Source organism: Sphingomonas sp. LaA6.9 (assembly GCF_022601895.1).
GTDB lineage: Bacteria > Pseudomonadota > Alphaproteobacteria > Sphingomonadales > Sphingomonadaceae > Sphingobium_A.
Genome location: NZ_JAKVIO010000021.1, coordinates 1 through 24305, shown reverse-complemented (window position 1 = coordinate 24305; position 24305 = coordinate 1). Strand labels below are relative to the sequence as shown.

Here is a 24305-nt window from a genome sequence, read left to right as displayed (position 1 = left end):
TATGCTTCAGCCGAAGCTGAAGTTGACGGGCATGGGTTCGCCCTGCCCGTCGAACGCCTGATCGCGATAGGGGCCTTCGCGGTCGATCCAGTGCAGGAAAAGGTGCGCCGACCATGCGTTGGGATTGGGCGTAGTGCGTCCGTGGCGGTGATGCACGCCCTGGTAGAGCACCGCGTCGCCGACCTCCATCGGGATCGCGACATGATCTTCGGGGCCGAAATCGGCGTCAACCTTCGCTGATGGTTCGCTGCGCCCGCGCTCGACCTCGAGCGGCCATATCTCGCCATCGCTGTAATCGAGCGTGAGCGACAGGCTGTGTTCGCAGGCGTGGCGATCCGAATGGACACGGCAGACGTCGCCTTCACGGTAGATGCGGAAATAGTCATAGGTCGGAAGCAGATCGCGGCCCGTGATCTCGCGCATGATCGGGGTCAGCCCCCACAGGAAGAAGCGCATCGGCTTGTAGTGATGGCCGTAAATCTCGAAGGCGGGCCGATCGAGCAGGTTTACATGCTCCGTCACGCGGCTGAGCGCGATCGCACCGGGTCCCAAATCCTGCTTCAGATCCTGGAGGAAGGCACGCGCGACTTCGGGCGAAATCAGGCCCTTGAGATGCGCATAGCCTTGTTGGTTATAGTCTCTGGCGTCCATTTCCGATCGCTAGAACGGACGCCGGCGCCGCGCAAGTTCAGCCAAACAGCCCGGCGAGCAGGTAGAAGCCCGCGCCGATCAGCGCGGCCGCTGGGAGCGTCACGACCCACGCCACGACGATGCTGCTCGCGACGTTCCAGCGCACCGCCGAAAGCCGCCGCGAGGCGCCAACGCCCACGATTGCGCCGGTGATGGTGTGCGTGGTCGACACGGGTACGCCCAGCCCCGTCGCCGCGAACAGCGTGATCGCGCCGCCCGTCTCCGCACAAAAGCCCTGCGCGGGCGTCAGGCGCGTGATCTTCGACCCCATGGTGTGAACGATCTTCCAGCCGCCGAACAACGTGCCCAGCCCCATCGCCGCCTGACACGAGATCACCACCCAGAAGGGCACGTGAAAGCTGCCGCCGAGCATGCCCTGCGAATAGAGCAGCACCGCGATGACCCCCATCGTCTTCTGCGCGTCATTGCCGCCATGGCCGAGCGAATAGAGCGAGGCCGAGACGAACTGGAGTTTGCGGAACCAGCGGTCGGCATATTGGGGCGTCGCGCGCAGAAATATCCAGGAGACGATCAGCACGAGCACGAGCGCCAGAAACAGACCCACCGCAGGCGAGAGCACGATCGCCGCCGTCGTCTTGAACACGCCGCTCCACACGACCGCCTCAAGCCCAGCCTTGGCAGTGCCCGCGCCCAGCAGACCGCCGATCAGCGCATGGCTGCTGCTCGAGGGGATGCCCAGCGCCCAGGTAATGAGGTTCCAGCATATCGCGCCCATCAGCGCACCGAAGATCACCGAAGCGTCGATCACATCGGCGCTGACGATCCCTTTGCCCACGGTCTCGGCGACGTGCAGCCCGAAGAAAAGAAAGGCGATGAAGTTGAAGAAGGCTGCCCAGGCCACCGCATAATGCGGGCGCAGTACGCGCGTCGACACGATCGTCGCGATCGAGTTCGCAGCGTCGTGCAGGCCGTTCAGAAAGTCGAACAGCAGCGCCACGCCGATAAGCGCGACGAGCAGCGGAAAAGCCAGAGTTGCGTCCATGGTGAAGCGCCGGTCGAATCAGGCGTGGTCGATGACGAGACCCTGGATCTCGTTTGCGACGTCCTCGAACCGGTCGGTGATCTTTTCCAGATGGCTGTAGAGCTCGCGCCCGACGATGAAGGCCATCGGATGCGCCTGGCTTTGCGCCTTGAACAGCGCCTTCAGCCCCGCCTCGTGGATCTCGTCGGCATGCCCTTCGAGCTTGACCAGGCGGTCGGTGAGTTCGTGCAGCCGCACGGCATTGGTGTTGAGCGAGCGCAGCAGCGGCATCGCCTCGGCCGTGATACGCGCGGCCTCGACGATGATCGCGCTCATGTCCTGCATCTGCGGCGTGAACTCGGTGACCTCGTAAAGCTGGGTGGCCTTGGCGGTCTGGTTCATCTGGTCGATCGCATCGTCCATCACGCCGATCAGCCCGGTGATGGCGCTGCGGTCGAAGGGCGTGATGAAGGTGCGGCGGACGTCCTGCAGCACCTCTCGGATGATGTCGTCGGCCTCGTGCTCGCGGTCGAAGATCTCGCGGCAATGGTCGGCCATGTCGGGGCCGCCCTTGAGCAGCCGCGCAAGCGCGTCGGCGCCCGCCACCAGAGTCGCAGCATGTTCCTCGAACTGCTCGAAGAACCGCCCCTGCTTGGGCATCATTGCCTGAAACCAGCGCAGCATCGGAATTCTTTCTCCCCCCTGGAGGCGCAGCCATAGGATCGCACGCGTGAACGCACCGGGCTCTTCGGGTGGCTCCCGAAAAGCCGCAATCATCAATTTCAGATCGGGCTCGTCGACCGCATTTGCGGCATCGGGCACCGAGAACCATTGCTGGTCGCGCTCCCCGCGTTCGGGCCAGTCGACCGACTGATGCGTTACCGCGAGCGGGAAGACGTCGACGGTCGCGGTGCGCGCGGTGCCGTCGCGCCGGCGCTTGCGATAGCGATAGCTGCCCAGCGGCGCAGGACAGGCTATGCCGGCGATCCCGGCTTCCTCGAAAGCCTCGTGCTCGGCCGCGCGATGCGCCGCCAGCCCCTTGATCCGGTTCCCCTTGGGAATCACCCATCTGCGCGTTTCGCGCGAGGTGATCAGCAGGATGCGCATGCTCCCGCTTTCGTCCATGGTATAGGGAAGGGCGGCGATCTGCCGAATGATCTTGGCTCCCGTGCTGTAACGAAACTGTTATAATTCCGTCACGCGATTGCAGCATGTGCATCGCAGCGTGCGTGTCCGCAAGGGGCAAGTTCGTATACGCAAACGCCCGCCGCCATCAGTGTTGTGATTAAGTGAGGCTATCGTTTCGAAGCCGTCACGCAGATGCCCATGCCGCTTTTCGGGAAAGCTGTGCAGGGCGTGCCGATCGTCCAGGCGATCGACTCCTGAACCCATTGTTCGACCTTTTTGCCCGATGCGTCACGCGCCGGCTTGTAGCGGAACCCGATCCAGATCGCGCAACTTTTCTGGTCGAGCAGCGCCGAGCCGCTCGATCGTGCGATCTGGCACTCGGTCACTTCGCCCTTCGACGAAACAAGCAGACGCATGATCGTTGCGCCCTCCACGCCCGCATCACGCGCGGCCTTGGGATAATCACTGTCCGAAATGCCCCCTGAGATCAGCATCGTCGGCGTGGCGATCTCCGCCGCTATCGCTCCGTTCGTCGCCGAAGCACCGACGAGCGCCAGTGCCATGATCATCAAGCCCATATATGCCCCCTCCGAAGCTTCAGTCGCTCCGCCCCTTGAAGCCCTGCGCGATCACATACCATTCGGACGAATCCTTGCGGCTGGCGGGCGGCTTGGCGTGCTTGACCGTGGTGAAATTGCGCTTGAGCATCGCGAGCAATTCATGGTCGGTGCCGCCCGCAAAGACCTTTGCGACATAGGCGCCGCCGGGCTCGAGCACGTCGACCGCGAAATATGCCCCCGCCTCGACCAGCGCCATCGTGCGCAGGTGATCGGTTTGTGTGTGGCCGACCGTGTTCGCGGCCATATCGGACATCACCAGGTCGGCGGGACCGCCCAGCGCCTCGTTGAGCCTCTCGGGGGCGCGTTCGTCCATGAAATCCATCTGGAAGATCGTGACGCCATCGATCGGGTCGGTCGGCAGCAGGTCGATGCCGACGATTGCGGCACCGGGCACCTTCTTGCGCGCCACCTGACTCCAGCCGCCCGGTGCGATGCCGAGATCGACGATACGCTTCGCGCCCCTGAGCAGGCCGAACTTCTCGTCGAGCTCGATCAGCTTGTAGGCGGCGCGGCTGCGATAGCCCTCGGCCCTGGCCTTGCGCACATAGGGATCGTTGAGCTGGCGTTCGAGCCAGCGCGTCGAGGCGGCGGTGCGCCCCTTGGCGGTGCGCACGCGCTGCCGTCCGCCGATTCCTCCGCGACTCATACCGATTTCCCGTCGCGCGCCATCAGCCTTCGCAATATGCCCTCTCGAATCCCGCGGTCCGCGACGCCTAGCCGCTCGGCGGGCCAGATGTCGATGATCGATTCGAGGATTGCGCAGCCCGCAACCACGAGATCGGCGCGTTCGGTGCCGATACAGGGCTGCCCCTGCCGCTCCGCGAGCGTCATGCGCGACAGCCGGTCGCTGATCTTACGCATCGCGGATGCAGGGACGATCAGCCCGTCGATCGCGCTGCGGTCGTACGAACTGAGCTCGAGATAAAGGCTCGCGAGCGTGGTGACCGTGCCGCTTGTGCCGAGCAAACGGATCGCGCCCGCGGGATGCACGGGCAGCCGCGCGGCAAAGGACGCGAAGCTCTCATGTGCCCGCTGTTTCATCCGCTCATATGCCGCAAGTCGCGTCGCGAGATCGGGATGGCTCGCCTCGGGCTCGCTTTCGGTCAGCGAGACGACCCCCCAGGGGGCACTCAGCCAGTCGACGATATGCGGCGCGCCCTGCTCGGTGTCGACGAGCACGAGTTCGGTCGAGCCGCCGCCGATATCGAACACGAGCGCGGGTCCGTCGCCGGGCTCGAGCAGCGCGTGGCACCCCATCACGGCGAGTTTGGCCTCTTCCTCGGCGGTGATGATGTCGAGCGCGATTCCCGTCTCGCGATAGACGCGCTCGATGAACTCGCGGCCGTTGGACGCGCGCCGGCACGCCTCGGTCGCGACCGAGCGCGCAAGCGTCACGTGCCGCCGCTTCAGCTTTTCGGCGCAGACCGAGAGCGCGGCAATCGCGCGTTCGATCGCCGCATCGCTCAGTCGGCCCGACGCGGCCAGCCCCTCGCCCAACCGGACGATTCGCGAAAAGGCATCGATCACGACGAAGCCGTCGCCTTCAGGCTTGGCGATCAGCAGCCTGCAATTGTTGGTGCCGAGATCGAGGGCCGCATATGCGCGGCGTTGTGGCCAGCGCGCTGTCGCGGGTCGTCTCAATGCCGCACCGCCCGTCGAAAAACTGTCGGGCTGTCGCGGCGATGGCATGGAACGCTCACCCATTGCCGTCAGTCACTCTTATGTTCTCCGGCAGGGATACCGCCGGTACTTGCCCGCGAGAGTATCGAGAGGTTGGATTAACTGCAAGGCGGCGTTGACAGCTTCGCCCGACCCGCCTATTTCGCGCCTCCGCACTGCCCCGTCGTCTAAAGGTAAGACTACGGACTCTGACTCCGTCAATCGAGGTTCGAATCCTCGCGGGGCATCCAGCGGACTCACCTAAATCGTCAGAACTGCTCGGGATTTATCCCGATATCCAAGCGCGTCCCAAATGGCCATTTTTTGCCAAGGGCCGGCCGAGTCCGGGCTGGCAATCAGGCATGCGGGCGACGGCACGATGAGCAAACACTTCAACGGCGCTTCGCGATGGGCGCTGGTCGCCATGGGCGCAGCATGTGCGCTCGGCGCCACTCCGGCGCGCGCTTCGGAAGGCGGAGCGAGTTTCTATCTGCTGGGATCAGGCGGCCCCGGGGCTGCGGTGATGCCGCCGGTGGAAGGCGTTTTCCTCGACAACACGATCTACATCTACGACGCGAGCGCGGGGGCGGACCGCCAGTTCGTCATTGGCGGCAACGTCGTGGCGGGTCTCGACGTAACCGTCGCCGCAGAATTCCTGACGCTGCTCTGGGTGCCGAGCACCGACGTGCTCGGTGGCACGTTGAGCGTGGGCGCGGCGCTTCCCGTGGGTGCACCGATCGTCGACGTCAATGCGGTTATTACGGGCCCGCGCGGCAACCAGTTCCAGATCTCAGCGCACGATTCGGCACTGGTGGTCGCGGATCCGATCGCGACGATGGCGCTAGGCTGGAAGACAGGAAAGGTCAGCCTGCAAACAGGTGCGACGCTCAACATCCCGATCGGGAGATATCGCGAGGACCAGCTCGCGAATCTCGCCTTTCATCGCTGGGTGCTGGACACCTCCTTCGCGGCGAGCTGGATCGATCCCAAGGCCGGCTGGGACGTTTCGGGCAAGCTCGGCTTCACCTTCAACGGGCGCAACGATTTCACCGATTACGACACGGGCAATGAATTCCACGCCGAAGCGTCGGTGGAAAAGACCTTTTCACCGGTATTTTCGGCGGGGCTTCAGGGATTTTATTACAAGCAGATCTCGGGTGACACGGGCAGCGGCGCCCGTCTCGGTCCCAACAAGGGCGAAATTGCCGGTCTGGGCGCCACCGCCGCCACGCATCTCATGCTGGGGCGATCGCCCGCCACTTTCCGTATTCGCGCATTCAAGGAGTTCGCCGCGGAAAACCGGCCCGAAGGGGCCTCCGTATGGGTCAGCCTCACCCTGCCGCTCAGCATGAAGCTGCCCAAAGGCGCGGCACCGCAATAGCCTGAAACGATCAGGGTCTGACCCGAGGAAGGAGAGACCGTGGAACTGCTCAAGCAGCTCATACCGATATTGTTGACCATAAGCCTCGGGCTCGTCGTCATCTCGGTAGGCATGGCTTCGGTGCGCGACGATCTGCTGTCCGTATTAGAGCGGCCCAGGGCGCTGGCACGCGCGACACTCGCAGTGATCATCATCCCGCCGATCACCGCACTCATCATCACCACATTGTTCGAGATGCCGCACGCTGCGGAAGCGGCGCTGCTCCTTATGGCGATTTCCCCGGTGCCGCCGCTCGTCCCCGGCAAGGAGCTTCATGTCGGCGCGCGCAGAAACTATGTCTACGGGCTTTATGTCGCGATGGCGCTGCTATCGGTCGTGACCGTGCCCCTGCTCGGTGCGCTGGTGGGCGCGCTATACGACAACACAGCCGAGTTTCCTCCGGGTATCGTCGCGAAAAACGTATTCGTCGGCGTGATTATACCGCTGGCGATTGGTCTCATCATTGGTCGCTGGCTCGCCCCGGCGTTCGCAAAGCGCGTGGCTCCCATGGTCGGCAATATCGGCATGGGGCTGGTCGTGCTTGCATTCATTCCCGTCCTCGTCGGAAGCTGGCACGATATGCTCAGCCTGATCCGCGATGGCACGGTCGTGGCAGTCATTCTCTTCACAATTGTGGCCATCGCGGGTGGGGAGTTGCTTGGGGATCCCAAGGAGCGGGGCCGCAGGACGCTGGCGGTCGCGGCGGCAATGCGGCATCCCGGCATCGCACTGGCACTGGCGAGCGCGAACCATGCCGACAAGACGGTTTCAGCCGCGGTGCTGCTGATACTGCTCGTCGCGATGATTACGCTCATTCCCTATCAGATATTGGTCAAGCGCCGCAGGACGCCGTCCAAATCTACGGCCTGATCACGCAACGGAAGCCGACATGCGACGTCGAGGTGTCGACGGGGTGCGCGTGGCGCGCAGCGGGGCGATAGCGCCGGCAATAGCACGGTGCGCACAGGTGCGACCCGCCCTTGAGCACGCGACGCGGAATATGGAGCGGATCGTTGCGATCGGCGCTTGATCCCTCATTTCCGCCCCGCGGGTTGCGAGCACCGCAACATGCCTTGCTCTGCCCCGCGACCGCGGCCGCCGAGTCCGCCCACCAGTCGGCGGTCCACTCCCAGACATTGCCGATCATGTCATACAGGCCATAGCCGTTTGCCGGATAATGGCCGACGGGAGAGGTGCGCAGCCAGCCATCGTCGAGATCGTTCCCCGTCGGGAACTGCCCCTGCCAGGTATTGGCCATATGGACGCCGCCGGGCGCCAGTTCGTCACCCCAGGCAAATTCGGTGTCCTCCATGCCGCCCCGCGCGGCATATTCCCATTCGGCCTCGGTGGGCAGGCTGGCGCCCGCCCAGGCGACATAGGCCTCGATATCGGCGAGCGCGACATGAACTACCGGGTGATCATCGAGCCCGTCGAGCGAACTGTCAGGGCCCCAGGGATGCCGCCAGTCGGTGCCCGGCACATAGGACCACCACTGCGTCACCGGCCCGGCGAGCGCCACTGGCCCCTCGGGCTGGACGAACAGCAGCGAGGCGGGGACCAGATATTCGGGGAGCGCCCCCGGATAGTCGGCGGGATCGGGCGCGATCTCCGCGATCGTCACATGACCGGTCGCCTCCACGAAGCGCGCAAATTCGCGATTGGTGACGGGGGTCCGGTCGATCCAGAAACCGTCGACCGAAACGCGCCGGCTTGGCCGTTCCTCGGGATAGTGATGATCGGATCCCATGGTGAAGCTGCCGCCGGGGATCCAGATCATGTCTGCGCGCGCGGGCGGACTGGCTTCGATCGCTCGTGAACTATCCGTCATCGACACCCGTTTTCCCTGAAGTGGCCGGCGCTGCGCATATGGCTAGCCGAACATGTTGAAACCGAAAGCTATGCTCAAGATCGCAGCGATACCGACAAGCATCAAGCCAATAGCCACGATCAACGTGACCGAAACGGGATAGCTTCGCTTTCCAGTGATCAGGCCCTGCCCGATCATGAGTTCGCGATGCTGCCGCATTTCGCGCGCGAACTGGACGTGCCGCCAGATGCCACCGACCAGGATCACTATTCCAAGCAGGATCAGCGACAGTCCGAAATTGCGGGGCGCGGCGCCGGCGACGATCACATCGGCCTCATGCAGCTTTTGAAAGACCTGATAGAGCGTAAAGCCGAACGCGATCATCGACAGCGATGTACGAATGACCGACATCAGCGTGCGATCGGCGCTCATGCGCGTGCGCTGGATCGACATGCCGGTCCGGTTCATCGACATCTCGGTGCGCTCGGACGACAGATCGGTCCGGAAACCGGAGAGGTCGGTCCGATACTCGGACAGGTCGGTGCGATGCTCGGAAATCTCGGTTCTGTGGTGTGAAAGTCCGGTGCGATAGCGCGAATATTCGACCGAGGCCGCCCCCTCGCTTTGCCCACTGACATCGGGGATCCGCGGCAAGGGCTTTGCGGCAAACCGCTCAGGTCTCTCGGGGCGCTTTGGAGGCGGTATGCCGGGCTCACGGTCAGTCATTGCGCACGCTCGCCAGGCGGGAAGTTCGCATTCGACATCGCTCAACCTTCCAGAACATCAGGAGGGGCCAATATCGTCGATTTCGGCATCGTGACCTATCGGGGTTATCCCGGAAAAGCTCAGAGACAGACCCGAGTGGCGGCTCGCCACGGTTCGTTGCCAGTCGCCCCGCCGGATCGGGATTTCACCCGATATGCCCGCGCGATAGCTGTGCGATGATAGGCCCTTCCAGGCTATCCGATGGTGACTGACATGGCCAACCGATTCAAGACGATACTCTGCGGCGCAGCGATGATCTCAATTGCGATGCCGCCGCTCGCAGCCAAGGCCCCCGACACCTGGGACAGTCTGCACCGGGTCAAGGGCAAGCGCATGGACGAGGTCTATCTTTTGCCGGGCGCCGATTTCCGCGCCTACACCAAGGTGATGATGGACCCGACCGAGGTCGCCTTCCAGAAGAACTGGCTGAGGGACTATAACAGCTCGACGATGACGCTGTCGCAGCGCATCAGCGACAAGGACGCGCAGGAAATCCTCCAGAACGCCAAGACCGGCTTCGAGAGCATCTTTGCCAAAGCCTATACCGGCGCAGGCTATCAGATGGTCACCGAGCCCGGTCCTGACGTGCTCAGACTGAGGACGGCGGTGATCAACCTCTCGGTCTCCGCACCCGACATGATGACGGCTGGGCGGAGCCGGACCTATTCGCGCGAAGCCGGCGAGGCGACGGTCGTGATCGAGGTCCGCGACTCGGTGACGGGCGCGATACTGGGGCGCGCGATCGACCGGCAGGACATTGGCGACAATTCCTTCATGCTGCGACGGACCAGCGTCAGCAATCGTGCCGATTTCGAACAAGCCTTTGGCAGCTGGGCAAAGGCAAGCGCCAACGGCCTCACCGAGCTCAAGGCGCTGTCTCCCATCGACGCTGAGGCGCAGCCGTTGAAGAAATAACGCGAGCGTTGCGGCCGCGAGTTGACCGGAGGCGCCGGGCCGCCGCTCCTCGGCCCGGCGCCGTTGCGATGGAGGAAAGTCATGCGACGAGGGAGCATTGCAACATGTGCCGCGGCATTTCTGGCGCTGCAGGGCGCCTCATCCGCGCAGGAACAGGGGGGCTCCGCCGCCAATCCGACCGCCGTCGACAAGATGAAGCTGCCGCCGGGCTATCTGCCGCGCGCGGCGCTGCCGGACAGCCTCGCTTTGCTGCCGCCCCCGCCGGCGCCGGGATCGGCCGCGATGCAGCGCGACGAGGAAGCCCGGCGTGCTGCGATCAAACTACGCGGAACGCCGCGCTTTGCGCGCGCCGCAAGCGACGCTGTGATCGGCTTCCCCGAGATCCCCGACGACTTCTCCTGCGCGATGGGTTTTGCGATCACGAAAGCGGCGACGCCCAGGCTCTACTCGCTCATGGGCCGGATGCTGATCGACGTTGGCCTGTCCACCTACGGCGCCAAGAACAAATATAATCGCACGCGGCCCTTCGTCGTGCACAAGGCGGTCACGTGTTACCCCAAGGACGAGGCGCTGCTGCGCGGCGACGGATCCTATCCGTCGGGGCACAGCGCGCTCGGCTGGGGCTTCGCGCTGGTGCTCGCGGAGCTCAATCCCGACCGCGCCGACGCGCTCTACCAGCGCGGACGCGATTTCGGGCTGAGCCGCGTGGTCTGTGACGCGCATTGGCAGAGCGACGTCGAGGCGGGCCGCGCCATCGCATCAGCCACGGTCTCCCGCCTGCACGCCGATCCCGCCTTCCGCGCCGATCTCGACGCCGCCCGCACCGAAGTCGCGGCGGCGAAACAGGCAGGCAGCAAACCGACCACGGATTGCGTGGCGGAAACGGCCTCGCTCGCCACACCATGACCGGCGATGTACTTCCTTCCTGGAACGACGGTCCGGCGCGCGCCGCGATCCTCGATTTCGTTGCGCGCGTTACAACAGAAGGCGGCGCTGATTTCATGCCGCCCGCCGAACGCATCGCCACATTCGATAACGACGGCACGCTCTGGTGCGAACAGCCTGTGCAGATCCAGGTCTTTTTCGCGCAGGCCCGGCTCGCCGAGCTTGCGGAGAAGGATCCGGGCATGCGTGAACGCCAGCCCTTCAAGGCGTTTCTCGAGCACGACTTCAAGACGATCCACGATCTGGGCAAGCAGGCGGTGTTCGAAATGGCTTTCGCCACGCACGCCGGGGTCACGACCGAGGAGTTCGCGCGGATCGCGACGGACTGGTTTGCCACTGCCAGGCATCCCAGGCTCGACCGGCTGTTCGCGCACTGCACCTATCAGCCCCAGATCGAGTTGCTCGACTATCTGCGTGCCAACCGATTCAAGACCTTCATCGTCTCGGGCGGCGGCATCGATCTCATGCGCAACGTTACTGAGCGGATCTACGGCATCCCGCCCGAGCAAGTGATCGGATCGAGCGTCAAGCTGCGCTTCGAGATGCGGGACGGGCGCGCAGTGCTTGTGAAGGAATCGGAACTCAACAGTTTCGACGATCGCGAGGTCAAGCCCGCCAATATTGGCCTGCATATAGGGCGTCGCCCGATCCTTGCCTTCGGAAATTCCGACGGCGACCTCGCCATGCTGCGCTATGCGAAGACGGGAGAAGGCCCGCGGCTCGCGCTGCTCATCCATCACGACGATGCCGAGCGAGAATTCGCCTATGACCGCGATTTCCGCCTGAGCCCGCTCGCCGAAGCACTCGACAAAGCGGATGAATATGGCATCACGCTGGTCAGCATGAAGCGCGACTGGAAGACGGTCTTCGTCAATTAGCGCTCCCCCTGCTACCGGGTCGCGCTCCATCGGAATATCGGGAATTATCCGGGCGAGGCGTCAAGGAACCTGCCGGCCCGCACTGCGAAGGACGTGGATTTCGGGCGCCAGACCCCCGTACTTGTCCGCGATCCCCCTCAGGGTTTACCCGGATGGGATTGTCGGAGGGAGGCGTTATGATGCCTCGTGTCGCGGTTCGAGGCGGCGGATCATGTTGGGGAAATGCATGGCGACGCCACAACGCCGCATACTCATCGCCGACGATCACGAAGTGATGCGGCGGGGGGTCAGGAACCTGATCGAAAGCCGCGCCGACTGGCAGGTGGTGGCCGAGGCGGCCGACGGTCATGAAGCTCTGGATCTCGCACGCAAGACCAAGCCGGACATAGCGGTGCTCGATTACTCGCTGCCGGCGCTGAACGGCCTTGACCTCACTCGTGCGTTGAAGCGCGAGATGCCGCGCACCGAGATTCTCGTCTACACCATGCATGACCGGGAGGACGTCATCGCAGAGGTGCTGCGCGCAGGCGCACGCGGCTACGTGCTGAAATCTGATGCCGGGCGCCATCTGCTCGCGGCGATCGATGCACTGGCTATCCGCAGGCCCTATTTCTCCGGAGCCATTTCCGAAACCCTGCTTCATCGCTTCCTCGAGGCGAATGGCCTGTCGGATGGCACCACGCTGACGCAGCGCGAGCGCGAAGTCGTCCAGTTGATTGCCGAAGGCCGGATCAACAAGGAAATCGGCCACATCCTCAGTATCAGCGTCAAGACCGTCGAAACGCACCGCGCGGCATCGATGAACAAGCTCAAGCTCAAGACCACCGCCGAGCTCGTCCGCTATGCGGTCAGGAACAATATCGTCCAGGCCTGACGGCGCGGTTATTGCGGCGGATTCACGACTACATATTGTACCGTGGTCCCCGCATATTGCGGCTGATACCAGGTGCTCCCGCACTGATAATAGCTGAGGCCGTTGACGACGACGGTACCGCAGCTGGGAGGGATCGTCCGCGTTACCGACCCGATCACCGCCGCGGTGACCGCAACCCCGGCCGTCACGGCCGCCGCGGTCGCAAAGGGATGATCATCCCAGTCATTGCCCCAGTCATTGTCGACATCGACATTGACGTTGCGATTCACGTTGGTGTTGCGATTCACATTGGTGTTGCGGTTGACGTTGCGGTTCGCGTTGGTGCTGTGATTGATGCTCGAGCTTGAGCCGCTCCGAACCTGTCGGTTCTGGGCGCCGCCACCGGCTGCGCGAGGCGTCGCATGCGTCTGTGCGCTTCCGCTGGTCCGGGCACCCTGGGCCCCGCCGCTGGGCTTGGTCCGTGTGCCGCCACCACCGCGCTGCTGGAATGCCAAGACAGCATACGGGTCAGCGCCCGCTACCGACTGGTCGATTGGCGGTGCGCCCGCGAAGTCGGCGGCCGACGCCGCGATCGGCGTCAACGACAGAGCCAGGCCGCTCACGAAGCCAAGCGTCGAGCTTGTGAATTTGCTGATCATCGCCCCGTCCTCACCTGGGATTCACGCTGCCGATCACGATCTTGCGCGCCGATTCCGGCGGCTTGAACGCGAAGTCGGTATCGGCGATCGGCGCGGTGGTGTTCCACTTCATCGTCGCGATATATTGCGGCATGCTGGGATCCTCGGTCGAGGTGATCACCATCTTGCACGGCAGTGCGTCCGCGCCCTCGCGGATCCAGATCTGCCAGTCGACATTGGGCTGGCGCATCGCATACTGCTCGCAAGGCAAGCCGCCGATATGTTCGACGCCGACCTTGAACGCCGAGGTCAGTTTGGCCGTCAGCGTGGGATCCTGACCGAGATCGAAGAGATCGGCGAGCGGCAGCTCGATATCATGCCTTTCCTTCGCGCGCGTCAGCATCTCCCGGATCGTCGGGGGCGCCTCGACAGTGGCCCAGTAGCCGAGGCTGGGCGCGAAGACCGTGAGCGATTTTCCATCATAGAAAAAGTCGCGCTTCTTGCGGTCGGTATTGGATATCAGTCGCAGGCGATCCGGCTTGCGCGCCTTGATCTCGACGGTGCCCGCATATTGGATCTTCTGCCCCGTATCGAGCACCTCTTCGGTCGTCACGTCGCCGGTCACGGTGAAGCTGGTCAACTTGCGCAAGGACGCGCCCATGCGCTCTAGCGCCGCAATCGCTTCGGGATCCCGTTCGGGCGCGGCGGCAGTCGCGGCTGGTGACGGCGCGGTCTGGGCCCACAGGGCTGCGGGCAGCAGCGCGCTTACGAGCCCCAACGCTATCCCGGATCCCCGATATTTCGACTGTTGCATTATGTCCTCCAGCGTGAAGCCGCTTCACGAACGGCGACAGACTGGAGCAATTGACGCGCGATGCTATCGGGATTGTTCCCGATATCGCTTGGCGCAAATCCCCATGGGCGCTCGGATGGTCGCGACTCTCACGGATCCTTCAGCGTCTCGGCTTCCTCGACATCGCGCCCCAGAAAAAAGCTGAGGCCCGTGCGGATCGTTGCGATGGCGGCAAGCTTGCCGATATCGTCCCATGTCGGCGCTACCGCCGTACGAATGATGTCGGCCCCCAGCGCAAATTCGAGCGCGAGCAGGATCCAGCTGGCAAAACGCAGCCAGATCGCGCGGCGCGACCATGATGCCGCGGACCGGCTCGCTAGCCGGACGATCACCCTGATCAGCGCCTCGGCCGCGCCATAGACGACGATCACGACAACCGTGAACTCGAGCATAAGTGCTGCATTTGACGCGATAAGCTTGAGTATTTCCTCCATTGATAGCTACCTCCCTTTGCGTAGAGCTTGCCCCGATTCGGGCATCGCGCACATCGGGCATTGTCTGGAGAGCCGGCGACAGAGGGGACCTCCCCTATACGACCAGCCGGTGTTTTAGGATCATGTTCGGGTATTCCCCGATTGCGCATTCGCAGCGGTCAGCAATGATTGGCCAGATACCGCGCCGCGTCGTGTCCGGGCGCTAAAGGCGAAATGATGGGCAATGTGCTGCGCAGGATATTGATCGCAGACGATCATGACGCGATGCGCCAGGGCGTGCGCAGCTTTCTGGACGCGCGCCCGGAATGGCGAGTCGTGGCCGAGGCAGCCGATGGCCATTCCGCGCTCGAACTGGCGCTTCAGATGCGGCCTGACATCGCGATCCTCGACTATTCGCTACCCCTGATGAATGGCCTCGACCTCACGCGTGTGCTCAAGCGCGAACTGCCCGAGATCGAAATCCTGATCTACACGATGCACGATCGCGACGATATTCTTGTCGATGTGCTGCACGCGGGCGCGCGCGGTTACGTGCTGAAATCCGACCCCGGCGCACATCTGATCGCCGCGGTCGATGCATTGGTAACCCACAAACCCTATTTCTCGAGCGCTATTTCAGAAACGCTGCTCGATCATTTTTTGCAACGCGATACGGCGTCCTTCGATACCGCCGTTTTGACACCGCGCGAGCGCGAAGTCGTTCAGCTCATTGCGGAAGGCAAGATCAACAAGGAGATCGCAAGTCTTCTATCGATCAGCGTGAAGACCGTGGAGACCCACCGCGCAGCGACGATGCACAAGCTCAAGCTGAAGACCGCAGCGGAACTGGTCCGCTATGCGGTGCGCAACAGTATCGTCCAGCCCTGATCGGGTCGTTCAGCCGGTGGCGCGACTCCGGCACGGAACGCGCGCCGTCACCATCGTTCCCAGCGGCAGCCTGCAGATGTCGAGCCGGCCTGCCAGCGCCTGCAAGCGCTCGCGCATCCCGACCAGGCCGACGCCCAGCCCTTCGCGGCGCTGTGCCGATACGATTTCCGCGCTGATGCCAACCCCATTGTCGCTGATCTCCATGACGAGATCGCCCGATTCCTTTTTGAGGGCGACGCGAACACGCGACGCCGCTGCATGGCGCTGCACATTGGCAAGGGCTTCCTGCGCCACGCGGTAGAAGGCGATCTCGATGTCGCGCGACAGGTTGAGCGGACTGGCAATGCCCTCGAACTCGGCGAGCAAACCCGATCTGCGCGCGAAGCCGAGGACGAACGTCCGAAGCGCGGACTCGATGCCGCCGTGCTCCAGTTCGGGAGGGTGCAACACATAGCTGAGCGTGCGCAATTGAAGCTGCACGGCGCCCAGCGCCTCCTCGATCCCCAAACAGGCCCGCTCGACACCGGCACCGTTGCCGGCATCCTTCAGCGACGTGAGCGCGAACTGCATCAGTGCAAGCTGCTGGGCGGTCTCGTCATGCAACTCGAGCGCGATCCGCTTGCGTTCCTCCTCTTCGGCGCGCAGCAGCGACAGGCAATAGTGCCGGCGCTCCGTCACGCGCCGCTTGTTGTCCGTCACGTCAACATAGGACGCCAGCAATAGCCGGCCAAAACGCCAGAGCGGCGCGGTCCGCACGACGAAGAGCCGAGCCTCGCCGTTCAGGACGACAGTCTGTCGATGCGAGAATTGTGCAATCCTGTGCGACTGCAACCGCCTGAGGCCGCTGCGGACACGGACGGCGCGCCGGGTTTCGCCAACGCCGGCCGCGCTCGCCGTCACGAAGTCGCCGCCAATGATATTCCGCCCCGTTGTATCGGCAGTTCCAGGCGCAAATGATCCGAGCCAGGCATCGTTGACCGCCGCGATGCGGAGTTCCTCGTCGATCACCGCGGCGGGCATCGGCATCGCGTCGATCACGCCCTGCAATGAACCGGGCATGCGCCGCGCACGCCAACCCATGCCCGGCGGGTCGATCCCCGCCTTGACCGTGAGAACTGGCGGACCGAACGCATCTGCGGACGCGTCGCTGGCTCCGGTGAGGCTCTGCTGCAGGGTATTTTCGTACGCCACGTCCGACATTGCCAACTCCATGATCGTGTGGATCAGGGCTTTGTCGTTCCCAATCGCGTCGGCGCCCCGCACGCCTGGCCTTTCGGAAACTTGGGCACTCTCCTTGAAAGTCCGATTTCGGCAATTGTCCTGAGTTTCAGGATCTGTTTCTGCATGAAGTACCGTACGTATTATGCATTAGGTATCTGTTCCGTGGCAATGCCAATATGCCCTTAGGGGCGCTGGAAAAAATACTATACGACGGATTCGGTAACTGGCGGCACCTCATCGTCCATCAAGTTTATAAATTCTTAACAATCAATACTGTTAGCAACGGCGCGCCGGCTCGACGCATCGTGCAACTGACTTTGGCAAATCGTGAGGTAACATCATCGCATCCCGATGAACTGCGGCGCTACATCTGTCCGGGTTTGTCCCGATAGCCGCGTATTTCAGGCGGTCGCCACCTTGCTCGTGATTGTGCAAAACTACCCGTGCCGCATGGGCTCTGCAGCGGGCCGTATGGACATGCCGCAGCCCCTTGAGGACGATGCGGCTTCAGGGTTGATCGCGTGACCGCCTCAGATCACGGAAATCGATATGGTCAGCGTATCCGAATAGGTTCCCGCCCGCTTTTGGGCGGGATCGCCGATGACGAACGATATCGGCAGGTTGTCGCGCCGCTGCGCCATGCCCGAGGGAGAGGCATAGCTCCCGCCCCCCGTCAATGGGACGACCTTGTCGTTGATCGCGACCTGATAAGGGATCGACCAGTCGGTCCCGGCCAGCTGCAACGTGCCGCGATTGGTCGATTCCACGGCGAGACGATAGGCGCGGGTGCTGCGGATATGGAGCTGCAGGGGCAGCTTCGCGGTCCCCTCCTTCAACTCGCCGAGGTCGACCAGCGCCTGGCCATTGCTACGACGAAACGCACCGGACAGCCCCATGATCGCCGAAGGAAGCACGTCGATGCCGAGCACCAGCCGACGGCCGGCAATCGTCCGCCCATCCCGGTCTTCCGCCTCGACGAACACGTTCTGGCTGAAGAGGCCGTCACTCGTGATCGCTTCCGGCGGGATCTGCAGCATATAGCGGACGGCCTGCTGCCCGTGGGGATTGACCACCACCGGACGCCAGGATGGTTTTCGCATTGCGCGCCCGCCAAGCGGCGTAGCGTCCTGATCGCCATACAGGTCGAGCAGGGAATAAGGGATATGCGGCCCCGACGCCGCGCGCAGCCCGAACCCTTCCTTGTCGAGCGCGAAGACCGGAAAAACCTCGCAGGGCTGGTCGCCCTCATTGGTCAGGATCAGGTCGAAGGTTCCGGAGGGTTGCGCCCCGCCATAGGGGTCGTGGCCGCGAATGACCCAGCTCGTCGCGTTGGTGTCGATCCTCAATCGGCACCCTGTGCTCCTCTGCTCCTGCGCGGCGGCTGGCGCCGAAGCCGCGGTCAGGGCAAGTGCGATCAGAAAGCTGTTCTTCGGTGTCATGGTGCACCCGCTGGTTCGGTGGAGCCGGTCACAGCCTCCAGGTCGACTAGTCCGTCGCTATCCTGAGGCACGGTAAATTCGAATGCAATCGGCCGCTGGTTGAGAATGACGCGATAACGCACACCGGGACGGAGATTCTGGATAGCGAATCGACCGATCGAGTTAGTGAAGAACGGCAGCATGGCGCCATCCTTCCCATCGAGCGCAGCCACGCGGCCGCCGGCCAGCGAGACAGGCTTGCCGTCGGGGGCCAGCAGCGTACCGGTCGCGCTGACAAAGGCGTCGGTCCCGATCTTGAGCTTGTAGCCGCTATGATAGGGCGGTTTGACCCTCGCGACGCCCGCACCGACGTCATAGCCCGCTGGCGGGTTCTCCACGTCATACTGGATCGACTGGGTGACGTAGGAGGTGAGATAGCCGTTGACCGCGCCGCCGAGCGTCCCGCTCTTGCTCATATAGTCGTTTTCAGCCAGCGACTGCCCCGCAACCACTCTGCGCCCCTTGAGATTGGCGTGCGGGTAGAGAATGGCGAAGCTGTCGTTGATCCGTCGGCCAACGCCAAAGGCGCCATCGGCAAAGGCCAGCGCGGTGCCGACGCGCACCGAAGTGACCTGCTGATCGGTGATCGAGCTGAGTCCGTCGCCATAGCTCGCGTGGTTCAGTGAGGCATCGAAGCGGTTGCCGGTATAGTCGAGATAGGCTTGTGCGCTCGTCGACCCCGTCTCGCGCGCCAGGACGCCGCCATAGCCGACGCTGCCGATGCGGTTGTCGCTCGATCGCGAATAGGACAGTGCCGTGGACCGGGTATTGCTGTCGTGTCGAGCCTCGGCGCGTTGACGGTAATCGGGCTGGAACAGCAACGATATGCCGAACCCGATTCCGTTGCGTGCCCCGGACCCGCTGCCAAATTCGGAATAATCGACCCCCGCGCGCAGGCTCCACTTTGGAGAGAAGCGATAGGCGGCGACCGCGCCGAGCCGGTACCGATCCGGTTCGTTATCGCGGCTCTTGTAGTAACTCGCGTCGAAAAGGACGGTCAGCCGCTCGTCAAAGGCGCGCGCATAGGACGCGCTGAGGCTGAAGGCGTTGATATTGTCTGGATCGGCGTTGCCCAGCGAGGTGAAGCGCCGCGACAGATAATCGGCCCGTATGGTGAAGGTGTCGATCAGGCCTGCCCGGTCGAACGCCTGTTCATAGGATGCGCCAAGGCTGTACCCCTCGCCCGCGCGCTTGTTGTTGCTGAGGCCGGCATCGATCTGGATGCGACTGCCATTGCCGACCACGAACTGGGTTTGCCCGGTCAGGAGCTGCGTCTTCGAACTCGCCTGCACGCCCACGCCGATCGACGGCGCGTCAAGAAAGGCCTTCCGGAAAAAGCCCGTAAAGGCGACCTCGTCGCCATAATCCGGCGTCCCGCCGATACGATTGCTCAGCGCGCCCACATAGGCCGCATATTCATAGTCGCCCGGCGCGAGGTCGATCGGATCGAGATAAGCCCGGTACGAAATGTCCTGAACGCGGCCGGCATCGTCGCGCACCTGGATCTGGACGTCGTTGCTGCCCGAAACCAGCGGCAGGGAGCTCAGATCATAGGAGCCGGGCTCGAGCCGCAGTTCGCGATAGAGCACGCCGTTGCGCAGAACGCGCACGGTGGAGTCGCGCTGGACCACCAGTTGCCGATTGCCCTGCAACACCGATGAGCGGAACTGATCGAAACGTCGACGCTGACGCGACACGCCGATGCCGCCGAGCTGGACGAAGCCCTGCTGGCCGCGAACTTCGGGAGAAAGGTCGCCCAGATACCATCTGCGAAACTGTTCGGGTTCGTCGTAAACACCGCGCACGAAATTGCGCTCGACGCCATAGTCCTGCGAGCCGGTGAAACCCTGCTCGCCCGCCTCGATATCGGCTTCGACGACAAAACGCCCGATCCGGGCAGCGCCGTTGAGGAAGATCGAGGGGAGCGGCGTATCGCCTTCCCAATATTGGGTCTGGACCGCATTGATATTCAGGAAGGCGGAAAACCCTGCGGGCAGCAAATCGGGCTGCTCATTCTCGGGAACTGGCGCGTCGAACAATGCCTCCATCGCACGCTGCTCGGGCGCAATCCGGAGCACGACGACCGACAGCGTACCCGGATCATATTCGAGCGTGATGCCGATCGCGCCCAGATCGTCGGGGACGAACGCGTCACGCTGGCCCAATTGCGCCGCGATCCTTGTGCGCGCCTCGGCATTCAGCAGCGGATCGATGAGCGTCAGGAATGCACGGGTGTTGACGACGAAGCGGTCGTCATGCGTCAACAGCACGGGTATCTCGCCGAGCGGGCGGCTGCGATAGGTCAGCGGCACCGTCATTTCGATGTCGCGATCATAGGGATTGATATCGAGGCGGCGCGATACCGGCGCTGCTTCGGGAGCAGCCGCTTCCACCTTGTCCGGCCGCGCGGCCGCGGCTTGCGGCTCTGAGCCCGGATCGGGATCTTCGGGCGCGGACACGCCCTGACGTGGCAAGGGCACAGACACCTGAGCGGCGGCCGTGCCGCCGCACGCCGCTGACAGCGCGGCTATGCAGGCAATCCGAATACGCATCAGCGGGCGAAGCGCACCGTGATCGGTCCGGAACCGAATGCGACGCCGGTGGGAACGCGGAAGGTGCGCTGGCCATTGAGCGCGGCCAGATAGCCTACACCGATGTCACGGTTGAGCGCGGCCTGATCGAGTTCGACAGTGACCGGCTTGCCGTCGATACCGCGTCCCTCGATCGTCCATTTGGCGCCCGACATCATCGCATGACGGCTTCCGGTGTTGCGCACGGTCACCTCGACGCCGGGCAGCTTCGCGCCGGCAGCGGCGCCATCAGCGGCGGGCGGTGGATCGATCTCGGTCGGCGTGGCCGAAACGAGTTCCACCTTGGGCAGCGCTCCCGGAGGCGCGACCGTGATCAGCGCCTTCATGTGATAGACGATCTGCACCTGTGCGCCGGCGGTTGCGGGAGCCTGCGGGTCGAGCGCGACCGGCAATTGATTGACCGACATGTAATAGCCGCGCGAGGCGGGAATATCCCCTGCGCCGACCCATTGGAGGCGCACGACCTGGCGGGCATTGGCGGGCAGCACGCCTTGCGGCGGAAAGACCAGAAAATCCCCGTCGGCGGGCGTTTCGGTCATATTGCCCTTGTCATCATAGTCGATCCGCGTGATCCGCGTTTCGAACGGCAGATTGGTCGGGTTGAGATTCTGGACCTCGATACGCGCCACCGCGCCGCTGCCCTTGCTCGACATCTCCGCCACCATCGGTGACACGCGCATTGCATGCGCGGGCATGGAAACTGCAAGAATCGACAGTGCAATGTTACGCACCCAAGCGACGGGCGCTGGGCTGTGAAGGCGCGGCATCTGGATTTTCCCCCGGGAATCGTGAGGTCAGTTTAGAACAGCAAAGGGTTAGGAAAGAATTGAAGGGAGGAAGGCGTGCGCCTCCCTCCCTCCGATACGCCTTGCTCCTGCGATCAGATCGCCGAGAGCGTGACCGTCAGCACGTCGCTGTAGGTGCCGGCGACGAGGCCCTTGGCGGGGGTCGGGATGAGGACATTCATCACGAAACCCGAGCGCCATGCGCCACCAGCCTTGCTGTCGGCGGCTTCGTTGGTGTCGACCGAGAGGGTCTTGATCGTGCCAGCGCCGACCTGACCGACTTCAACGCCCGTCCAGGCCGCATCGACGCGATAGGGCAGCTTGTTGGTGAACTCGTCGCTGTCATAGCCACCGGTAGCCGCCGCGTTGTTGCGCAGGCCGTCGGTACCGTTCTGCTTCGAGATACGAACCTCGTTCTTGGTGTTGCAGCCAGCGGTGCCCGTCGTGATCGCGACATCGGCCGCTGCGCGCATGTCGAACGCGTCGTTCACATTTTCACCGCTGCCCGTGCGCACGCCGATCGTGCCGAAGTTGATCGTGCGACCTTCAGCCGAACCCGCGTAGAACGAGCAATCGCGGCTGACTTCGCCGGTCAGCGTGAAGGCAGTTGCGAGCGTCGGCGATGCGGTTTCAGTGTTGCCCAGCGAACCGCCGAGATAGCCCCATGCCGTGCCGATGCCGAAAGCTCCACCGAGGCCCGTGAACGAACCACCAGCGGTCGCATCGGCATGCGCCACGCCCGGAAGAGCAGCCAGCGCAAGAGCTGCAATCGCGGAACCAATGATCTTCTTAGTCATGACAAACTTTCCTCCATTATAGACACACTCAAGATTGATACTTTAATCAACACAAACGAACCCGAGGGCATTAAGCCGCATTATTGATATTCTTTTGCGACATTTTCATGAATTACATAAGCTATTGCGGCGCTATTGTTATTTCTATTGTTTCACCATAGCGCCCGGCCAGAAGGCCGGCCTCTCCCGAAGGGCGTCCGAGCGAAACGGTGAGCGCCATGCCGTCCATGGCGATGCCCCCTTCACTGGATATCGTTCTGCCAGCGAGCAGTTCGTGGCTTTCGAAACTGCGACCCACCATCGCCGCCTGCGGCTTGCGGACGGGCATCTCGATGCCGATCGTGTAGGGAAGCGTTCCCGAATAAGGCCCCTGCCCCGTCGGCATCGCGTCGTGCGCCAGTCCGCCCCGCGCAGCCTTGACCGTCATCTGGAACGGAATGTTGCAGTCCAGCGCCACACGTGCGGCAGCGCTGAGATTGGGCCGGGAGATATCGCCGAAATGCACGTCGCGGATCGACCCCAGCGCGCAATGCTCTGAAACCCGGCCGCTCACCTGAAGCGTCAGGTTGCGAACCCCGTCGATCTCATCCGCATGGGCGACCGACGGCACCAGCGATGCCGCCGCGCCTGCACCGATCAGCACGCGCTTCAGCCTGCGGCCAAATCCCTCTCGGACGGTCATATCCCCCACAACGTCCCTCTCATTCGCCCCACCGAATAGTTAACAAATTATTACCATATGCCCAAAGATATAGTCCAGACGATTTTATGCTTAACGCCAAAGCCTTAGCTCCAGACGGCCAAAGCCCGCGAAAGGCTCGCATTTGCGCGGGTGAGCGCGCGCGTTAACAATATTAGGACCGCGTCAGGCTGTGTCGAAACGGGACGCGACCGGCGGAGATGCCGGGACGAGCAGCACTTGACGCATCTCATGCGCGCTGAATCGCGAATCTGTTAAGTCCGCGTTAGCCATGTTCGAACACCACAAGTTCACCGCCCCGGGGGCAGAAGCCGTGGCATGTTGAAACGGGCAGGTGCTCCGATGCTCAAGAAATGCTTTGCAACAATGCTGGGATTTGCAGCGATCTGCACCGCGGCGGATGCGCAGGACACGTTCGGCGTCAGGCTTGAACTGTCGGTGCCCGTCATGTGCAAGCTGACATACCGGCCTGCGGTTTCGACCGATGGCGGCGGGCGAGTCGAACTTGGCGAACTGCGTGAGTATTGCAACGCGCCTCAGGGCTATCAGGTGATCCTGAACTACACCCCCGGCGCCTTGAAGGGCGCGGTGCTGCTGGCTGGCGAAGAGCGCATCGTTCTGGACGGATCGGGTCAGGCGGTGCTCGCCACGATGCACGGTCCGCGCAATCGCAGCCGGACCCTGGCCGCGATCCCGTCGGGCCTCGGCTTCGATGCCGACCGTCTCGATTTCCAGATCGTCGCGCGCTGAAGCAGCCGCGTCGGGCGCAATCTGACAGCGGATAGACAGAACACCGAACAGACGCACATGCGTGTTCTCCGATCCACAGGTCAGGAGAATGCCAATTGGACATTCCGGATGTGCCCGCCCGTGATGGGGTAAAGGTGCCGCGTGACCACGACGCACAGCGCGACGCCGAGCGCAAAGATGCTGCCATTGATCCCATATCGCGCGACGAGCGCCATAACGATGTCGGTCTTGACGCGCACCAGGAAGAGCCAGCTCAGCATCGGGGCCACCCAACTCTCTGCCAGATCCACGCTCAGATAGGATTGCACCGGACGTCTCCCGCGATGTCGTGTTGACACTGCGGTTGTACGAAGCCGGGCGTGGCAGCGCCGTCCGGGGCGTTCGGTTAGTGTCGCTGGATTGCGGTCGGGAAATCAGCAGGCCGATTCAGCCTGAATCGGTCAGTAGCTAGATGTGGAGCCTCAAGAGGTTGTTCATCGGTTGAGCCAGTCGGCTGATGGGCGGCATGGATTGTAGGCTGCCGTGCGGG

Annotated in this window: 26 protein-coding genes and 1 tRNA gene; 9 read left to right on the top strand and 18 right to left on the bottom strand. The window is 63.3% G+C overall.

Annotated features, from left to right (window positions below):
- Positions 1–6 precede the first annotated feature (6 nt).
- From MKI88_RS11840 to MKI88_RS11815, 6 genes are all read right to left on the bottom strand, one after another.
- Positions 7–651: a hypothetical protein gene (locus MKI88_RS11840; RefSeq protein ID WP_241631589.1), complete on the bottom strand. Its 645-nt coding sequence runs from the start codon at positions 649–651 to the stop codon at positions 7–9.
- A 37-nt stretch (positions 652–688) separates the two neighbouring features.
- Positions 689–1693, bottom strand: a complete 1005-nt coding sequence (locus MKI88_RS11835; RefSeq protein ID WP_241631588.1) for an inorganic phosphate transporter — start codon at positions 1691–1693, stop codon at positions 689–691.
- A gap of 18 nt (positions 1694–1711) precedes the next feature.
- The gene (locus MKI88_RS11830; protein WP_241631645.1) at positions 1712–2827 is read right to left on the bottom strand and encodes a DUF47 family protein; all 1116 of its coding nucleotides are present in this window, start codon (positions 2825–2827) and stop codon (positions 1712–1714) included.
- Positions 2828–2967: 140 nt separating this feature from the next.
- The gene (locus MKI88_RS11825; protein ID WP_241631587.1) at positions 2968–3378 is read right to left on the bottom strand and encodes an energy transducer TonB; all 411 of its coding nucleotides are present in this window, start codon (positions 3376–3378) and stop codon (positions 2968–2970) included.
- Between the two features lie 19 nt (positions 3379–3397).
- Positions 3398–4066, bottom strand: a complete 669-nt coding sequence (locus MKI88_RS11820; protein ID WP_241631586.1) for an RlmE family RNA methyltransferase — start codon at positions 4064–4066, stop codon at positions 3398–3400.
- On the bottom strand, positions 4063–5109 hold the full coding sequence (locus tag MKI88_RS11815; protein ID WP_241631585.1) for a Ppx/GppA phosphatase family protein: 1047 nt from the start codon (positions 5107–5109) through the stop codon (positions 4063–4065). Before MKI88_RS11815 ends, MKI88_RS11820 begins: the two co-directional genes overlap by 4 nt.
- A gap of 147 nt (positions 5110–5256) precedes the next feature.
- On the opposite strand from MKI88_RS11815, the gene MKI88_RS11810 reads away from it, so the two are divergent.
- The 3 genes from MKI88_RS11810 (at position 5257) to MKI88_RS11800 (ending at position 7369) form a co-directional block, all read left to right on the top strand.
- Positions 5257–5330: transfer RNA gene (locus MKI88_RS11810), tRNA-Gln, on the top strand.
- Positions 5331–5458: 128 nt separating this feature from the next.
- A complete protein-coding gene (locus tag MKI88_RS11805) occupies positions 5459–6460 on the top strand; it encodes a transporter (RefSeq protein WP_241631584.1) in 1002 nt (333 codons plus the stop codon).
- Between the two features lie 39 nt (positions 6461–6499).
- On the top strand, positions 6500–7369 hold the full coding sequence (locus tag MKI88_RS11800) for a Na+-dependent transporter (RefSeq protein WP_241631583.1): 870 nt from the start codon (positions 6500–6502) through the stop codon (positions 7367–7369).
- On the opposite strand, the gene MKI88_RS11795 is transcribed toward MKI88_RS11800, so the two are convergent.
- Together MKI88_RS11795 and MKI88_RS11790 are read right to left on the bottom strand one after the other, a co-directional pair.
- On the bottom strand, positions 7359–8276 hold the full coding sequence (locus tag MKI88_RS11795) for a formylglycine-generating enzyme family protein (protein ID WP_241631644.1): 918 nt from the start codon (positions 8274–8276) through the stop codon (positions 7359–7361). The two genes, MKI88_RS11800 and MKI88_RS11795, sit on opposite strands and share 11 nt — an antisense overlap.
- A gap of 93 nt (positions 8277–8369) precedes the next feature.
- The gene (locus MKI88_RS11790; RefSeq protein ID WP_241631582.1) at positions 8370–9032 is read right to left on the bottom strand and encodes a YidH family protein; all 663 of its coding nucleotides are present in this window, start codon (positions 9030–9032) and stop codon (positions 8370–8372) included.
- 252 nt (positions 9033–9284) lie between these two features.
- On the opposite strand from MKI88_RS11790, the gene MKI88_RS11785 reads away from it, so the two are divergent.
- The 4 genes from MKI88_RS11785 (at position 9285) to MKI88_RS11770 (ending at position 12683) form a co-directional block, all read left to right on the top strand.
- Entirely contained in the window at positions 9285–9986 is a 702-nt protein-coding gene (locus tag MKI88_RS11785) for a DUF3313 family protein (RefSeq protein ID WP_241631581.1), read from the top strand.
- Positions 9987–10067: 81 nt separating this feature from the next.
- On the top strand, positions 10068–10892 hold the full coding sequence (locus tag MKI88_RS11780) for a phosphatase PAP2 family protein (protein WP_241631580.1): 825 nt from the start codon (positions 10068–10070) through the stop codon (positions 10890–10892).
- The gene (locus MKI88_RS11775; protein ID WP_241631579.1) at positions 10889–11809 is read left to right on the top strand and encodes an HAD family phosphatase; all 921 of its coding nucleotides are present in this window, start codon (positions 10889–10891) and stop codon (positions 11807–11809) included. The genes MKI88_RS11780 and MKI88_RS11775 overlap by 4 nt, the downstream gene beginning before the upstream one ends.
- A 226-nt stretch (positions 11810–12035) precedes the next feature.
- The gene (locus tag MKI88_RS11770) at positions 12036–12683 is read left to right on the top strand and encodes a response regulator transcription factor (RefSeq protein ID WP_241631578.1); all 648 of its coding nucleotides are present in this window, start codon (positions 12036–12038) and stop codon (positions 12681–12683) included.
- Between the two features lie 8 nt (positions 12684–12691).
- Here the strand turns inward: MKI88_RS11770 and MKI88_RS11765 are convergent, their stop codons facing one another.
- The 3 genes from MKI88_RS11765 to MKI88_RS11755 all read right to left on the bottom strand — a co-directional run bounded on the left by MKI88_RS11765 (position 12692) and on the right by MKI88_RS11755 (position 14587).
- Complete coding sequence (locus MKI88_RS11765) at positions 12692–13321, bottom strand: hypothetical protein (RefSeq protein WP_241631577.1); 630 nt, start codon at positions 13319–13321, stop codon at positions 12692–12694.
- A gap of 10 nt (positions 13322–13331) precedes the next feature.
- On the bottom strand, positions 13332–14114 hold the full coding sequence (locus MKI88_RS11760; protein WP_241631576.1) for a DUF2092 domain-containing protein: 783 nt from the start codon (positions 14112–14114) through the stop codon (positions 13332–13334).
- Positions 14115–14242: 128 nt separating this feature from the next.
- The gene (locus tag MKI88_RS11755; protein WP_241631575.1) at positions 14243–14587 is read right to left on the bottom strand and encodes a DUF1622 domain-containing protein; all 345 of its coding nucleotides are present in this window, start codon (positions 14585–14587) and stop codon (positions 14243–14245) included.
- Positions 14588–14803: 216 nt separating this feature from the next.
- Here MKI88_RS11755 and MKI88_RS11750 point away from each other — a divergent pair, with 216 nt between their 5' ends.
- Entirely contained in the window at positions 14804–15454 is a 651-nt protein-coding gene (locus MKI88_RS11750; RefSeq protein WP_241631643.1) for a response regulator transcription factor, read from the top strand.
- A 9-nt stretch (positions 15455–15463) separates the two neighbouring features.
- Here MKI88_RS11750 and MKI88_RS11745 read toward each other — a convergent pair whose 3' ends face one another.
- The 6 genes from MKI88_RS11745 to MKI88_RS11720 all read right to left on the bottom strand — a co-directional run bounded on the left by MKI88_RS11745 (position 15464) and on the right by MKI88_RS11720 (position 23008).
- A complete protein-coding gene (locus tag MKI88_RS11745; protein WP_241631574.1) occupies positions 15464–16717 on the bottom strand; it encodes a sensor histidine kinase in 1254 nt (417 codons plus the stop codon).
- A 488-nt stretch (positions 16718–17205) separates the two neighbouring features.
- A complete protein-coding gene (locus MKI88_RS11740; protein ID WP_241631573.1) occupies positions 17206–18114 on the bottom strand; it encodes a hypothetical protein in 909 nt (302 codons plus the stop codon).
- On the bottom strand, positions 18111–20705 hold the full coding sequence (locus MKI88_RS11735; RefSeq protein ID WP_241631572.1) for a fimbria/pilus outer membrane usher protein: 2595 nt from the start codon (positions 20703–20705) through the stop codon (positions 18111–18113). The genes MKI88_RS11740 and MKI88_RS11735 overlap by 4 nt, the downstream gene beginning before the upstream one ends.
- Complete coding sequence (locus MKI88_RS11730) at positions 20705–21439, bottom strand: molecular chaperone (protein ID WP_241631571.1); 735 nt, start codon at positions 21437–21439, stop codon at positions 20705–20707. The genes MKI88_RS11735 and MKI88_RS11730 overlap by 1 nt, the downstream gene beginning before the upstream one ends.
- A gap of 185 nt (positions 21440–21624) precedes the next feature.
- Positions 21625–22326, bottom strand: coding sequence for a hypothetical protein (locus tag MKI88_RS11725; RefSeq protein ID WP_241631570.1), 702 nt, complete (start codon positions 22324–22326; stop codon positions 21625–21627).
- Positions 22327–22447: 121 nt separating this feature from the next.
- Positions 22448–23008, bottom strand: coding sequence for a hypothetical protein (locus MKI88_RS11720; RefSeq protein ID WP_241631569.1), 561 nt, complete (start codon positions 23006–23008; stop codon positions 22448–22450).
- Positions 23009–23392: 384 nt separating this feature from the next.
- On the opposite strand from MKI88_RS11720, the gene MKI88_RS11715 reads away from it, so the two are divergent.
- Positions 23393–23776 (top strand): hypothetical protein, encoded by a 384-nt coding sequence (locus MKI88_RS11715; protein ID WP_241631568.1) that lies wholly within the window; start codon positions 23393–23395, stop codon positions 23774–23776.
- Between the two features lie 80 nt (positions 23777–23856).
- Here MKI88_RS11715 and MKI88_RS11710 read toward each other — a convergent pair whose 3' ends face one another.
- A complete protein-coding gene (locus MKI88_RS11710; RefSeq protein WP_241631567.1) occupies positions 23857–24084 on the bottom strand; it encodes a hypothetical protein in 228 nt (75 codons plus the stop codon).
- Positions 24085–24305 lie beyond the last annotated feature (221 nt).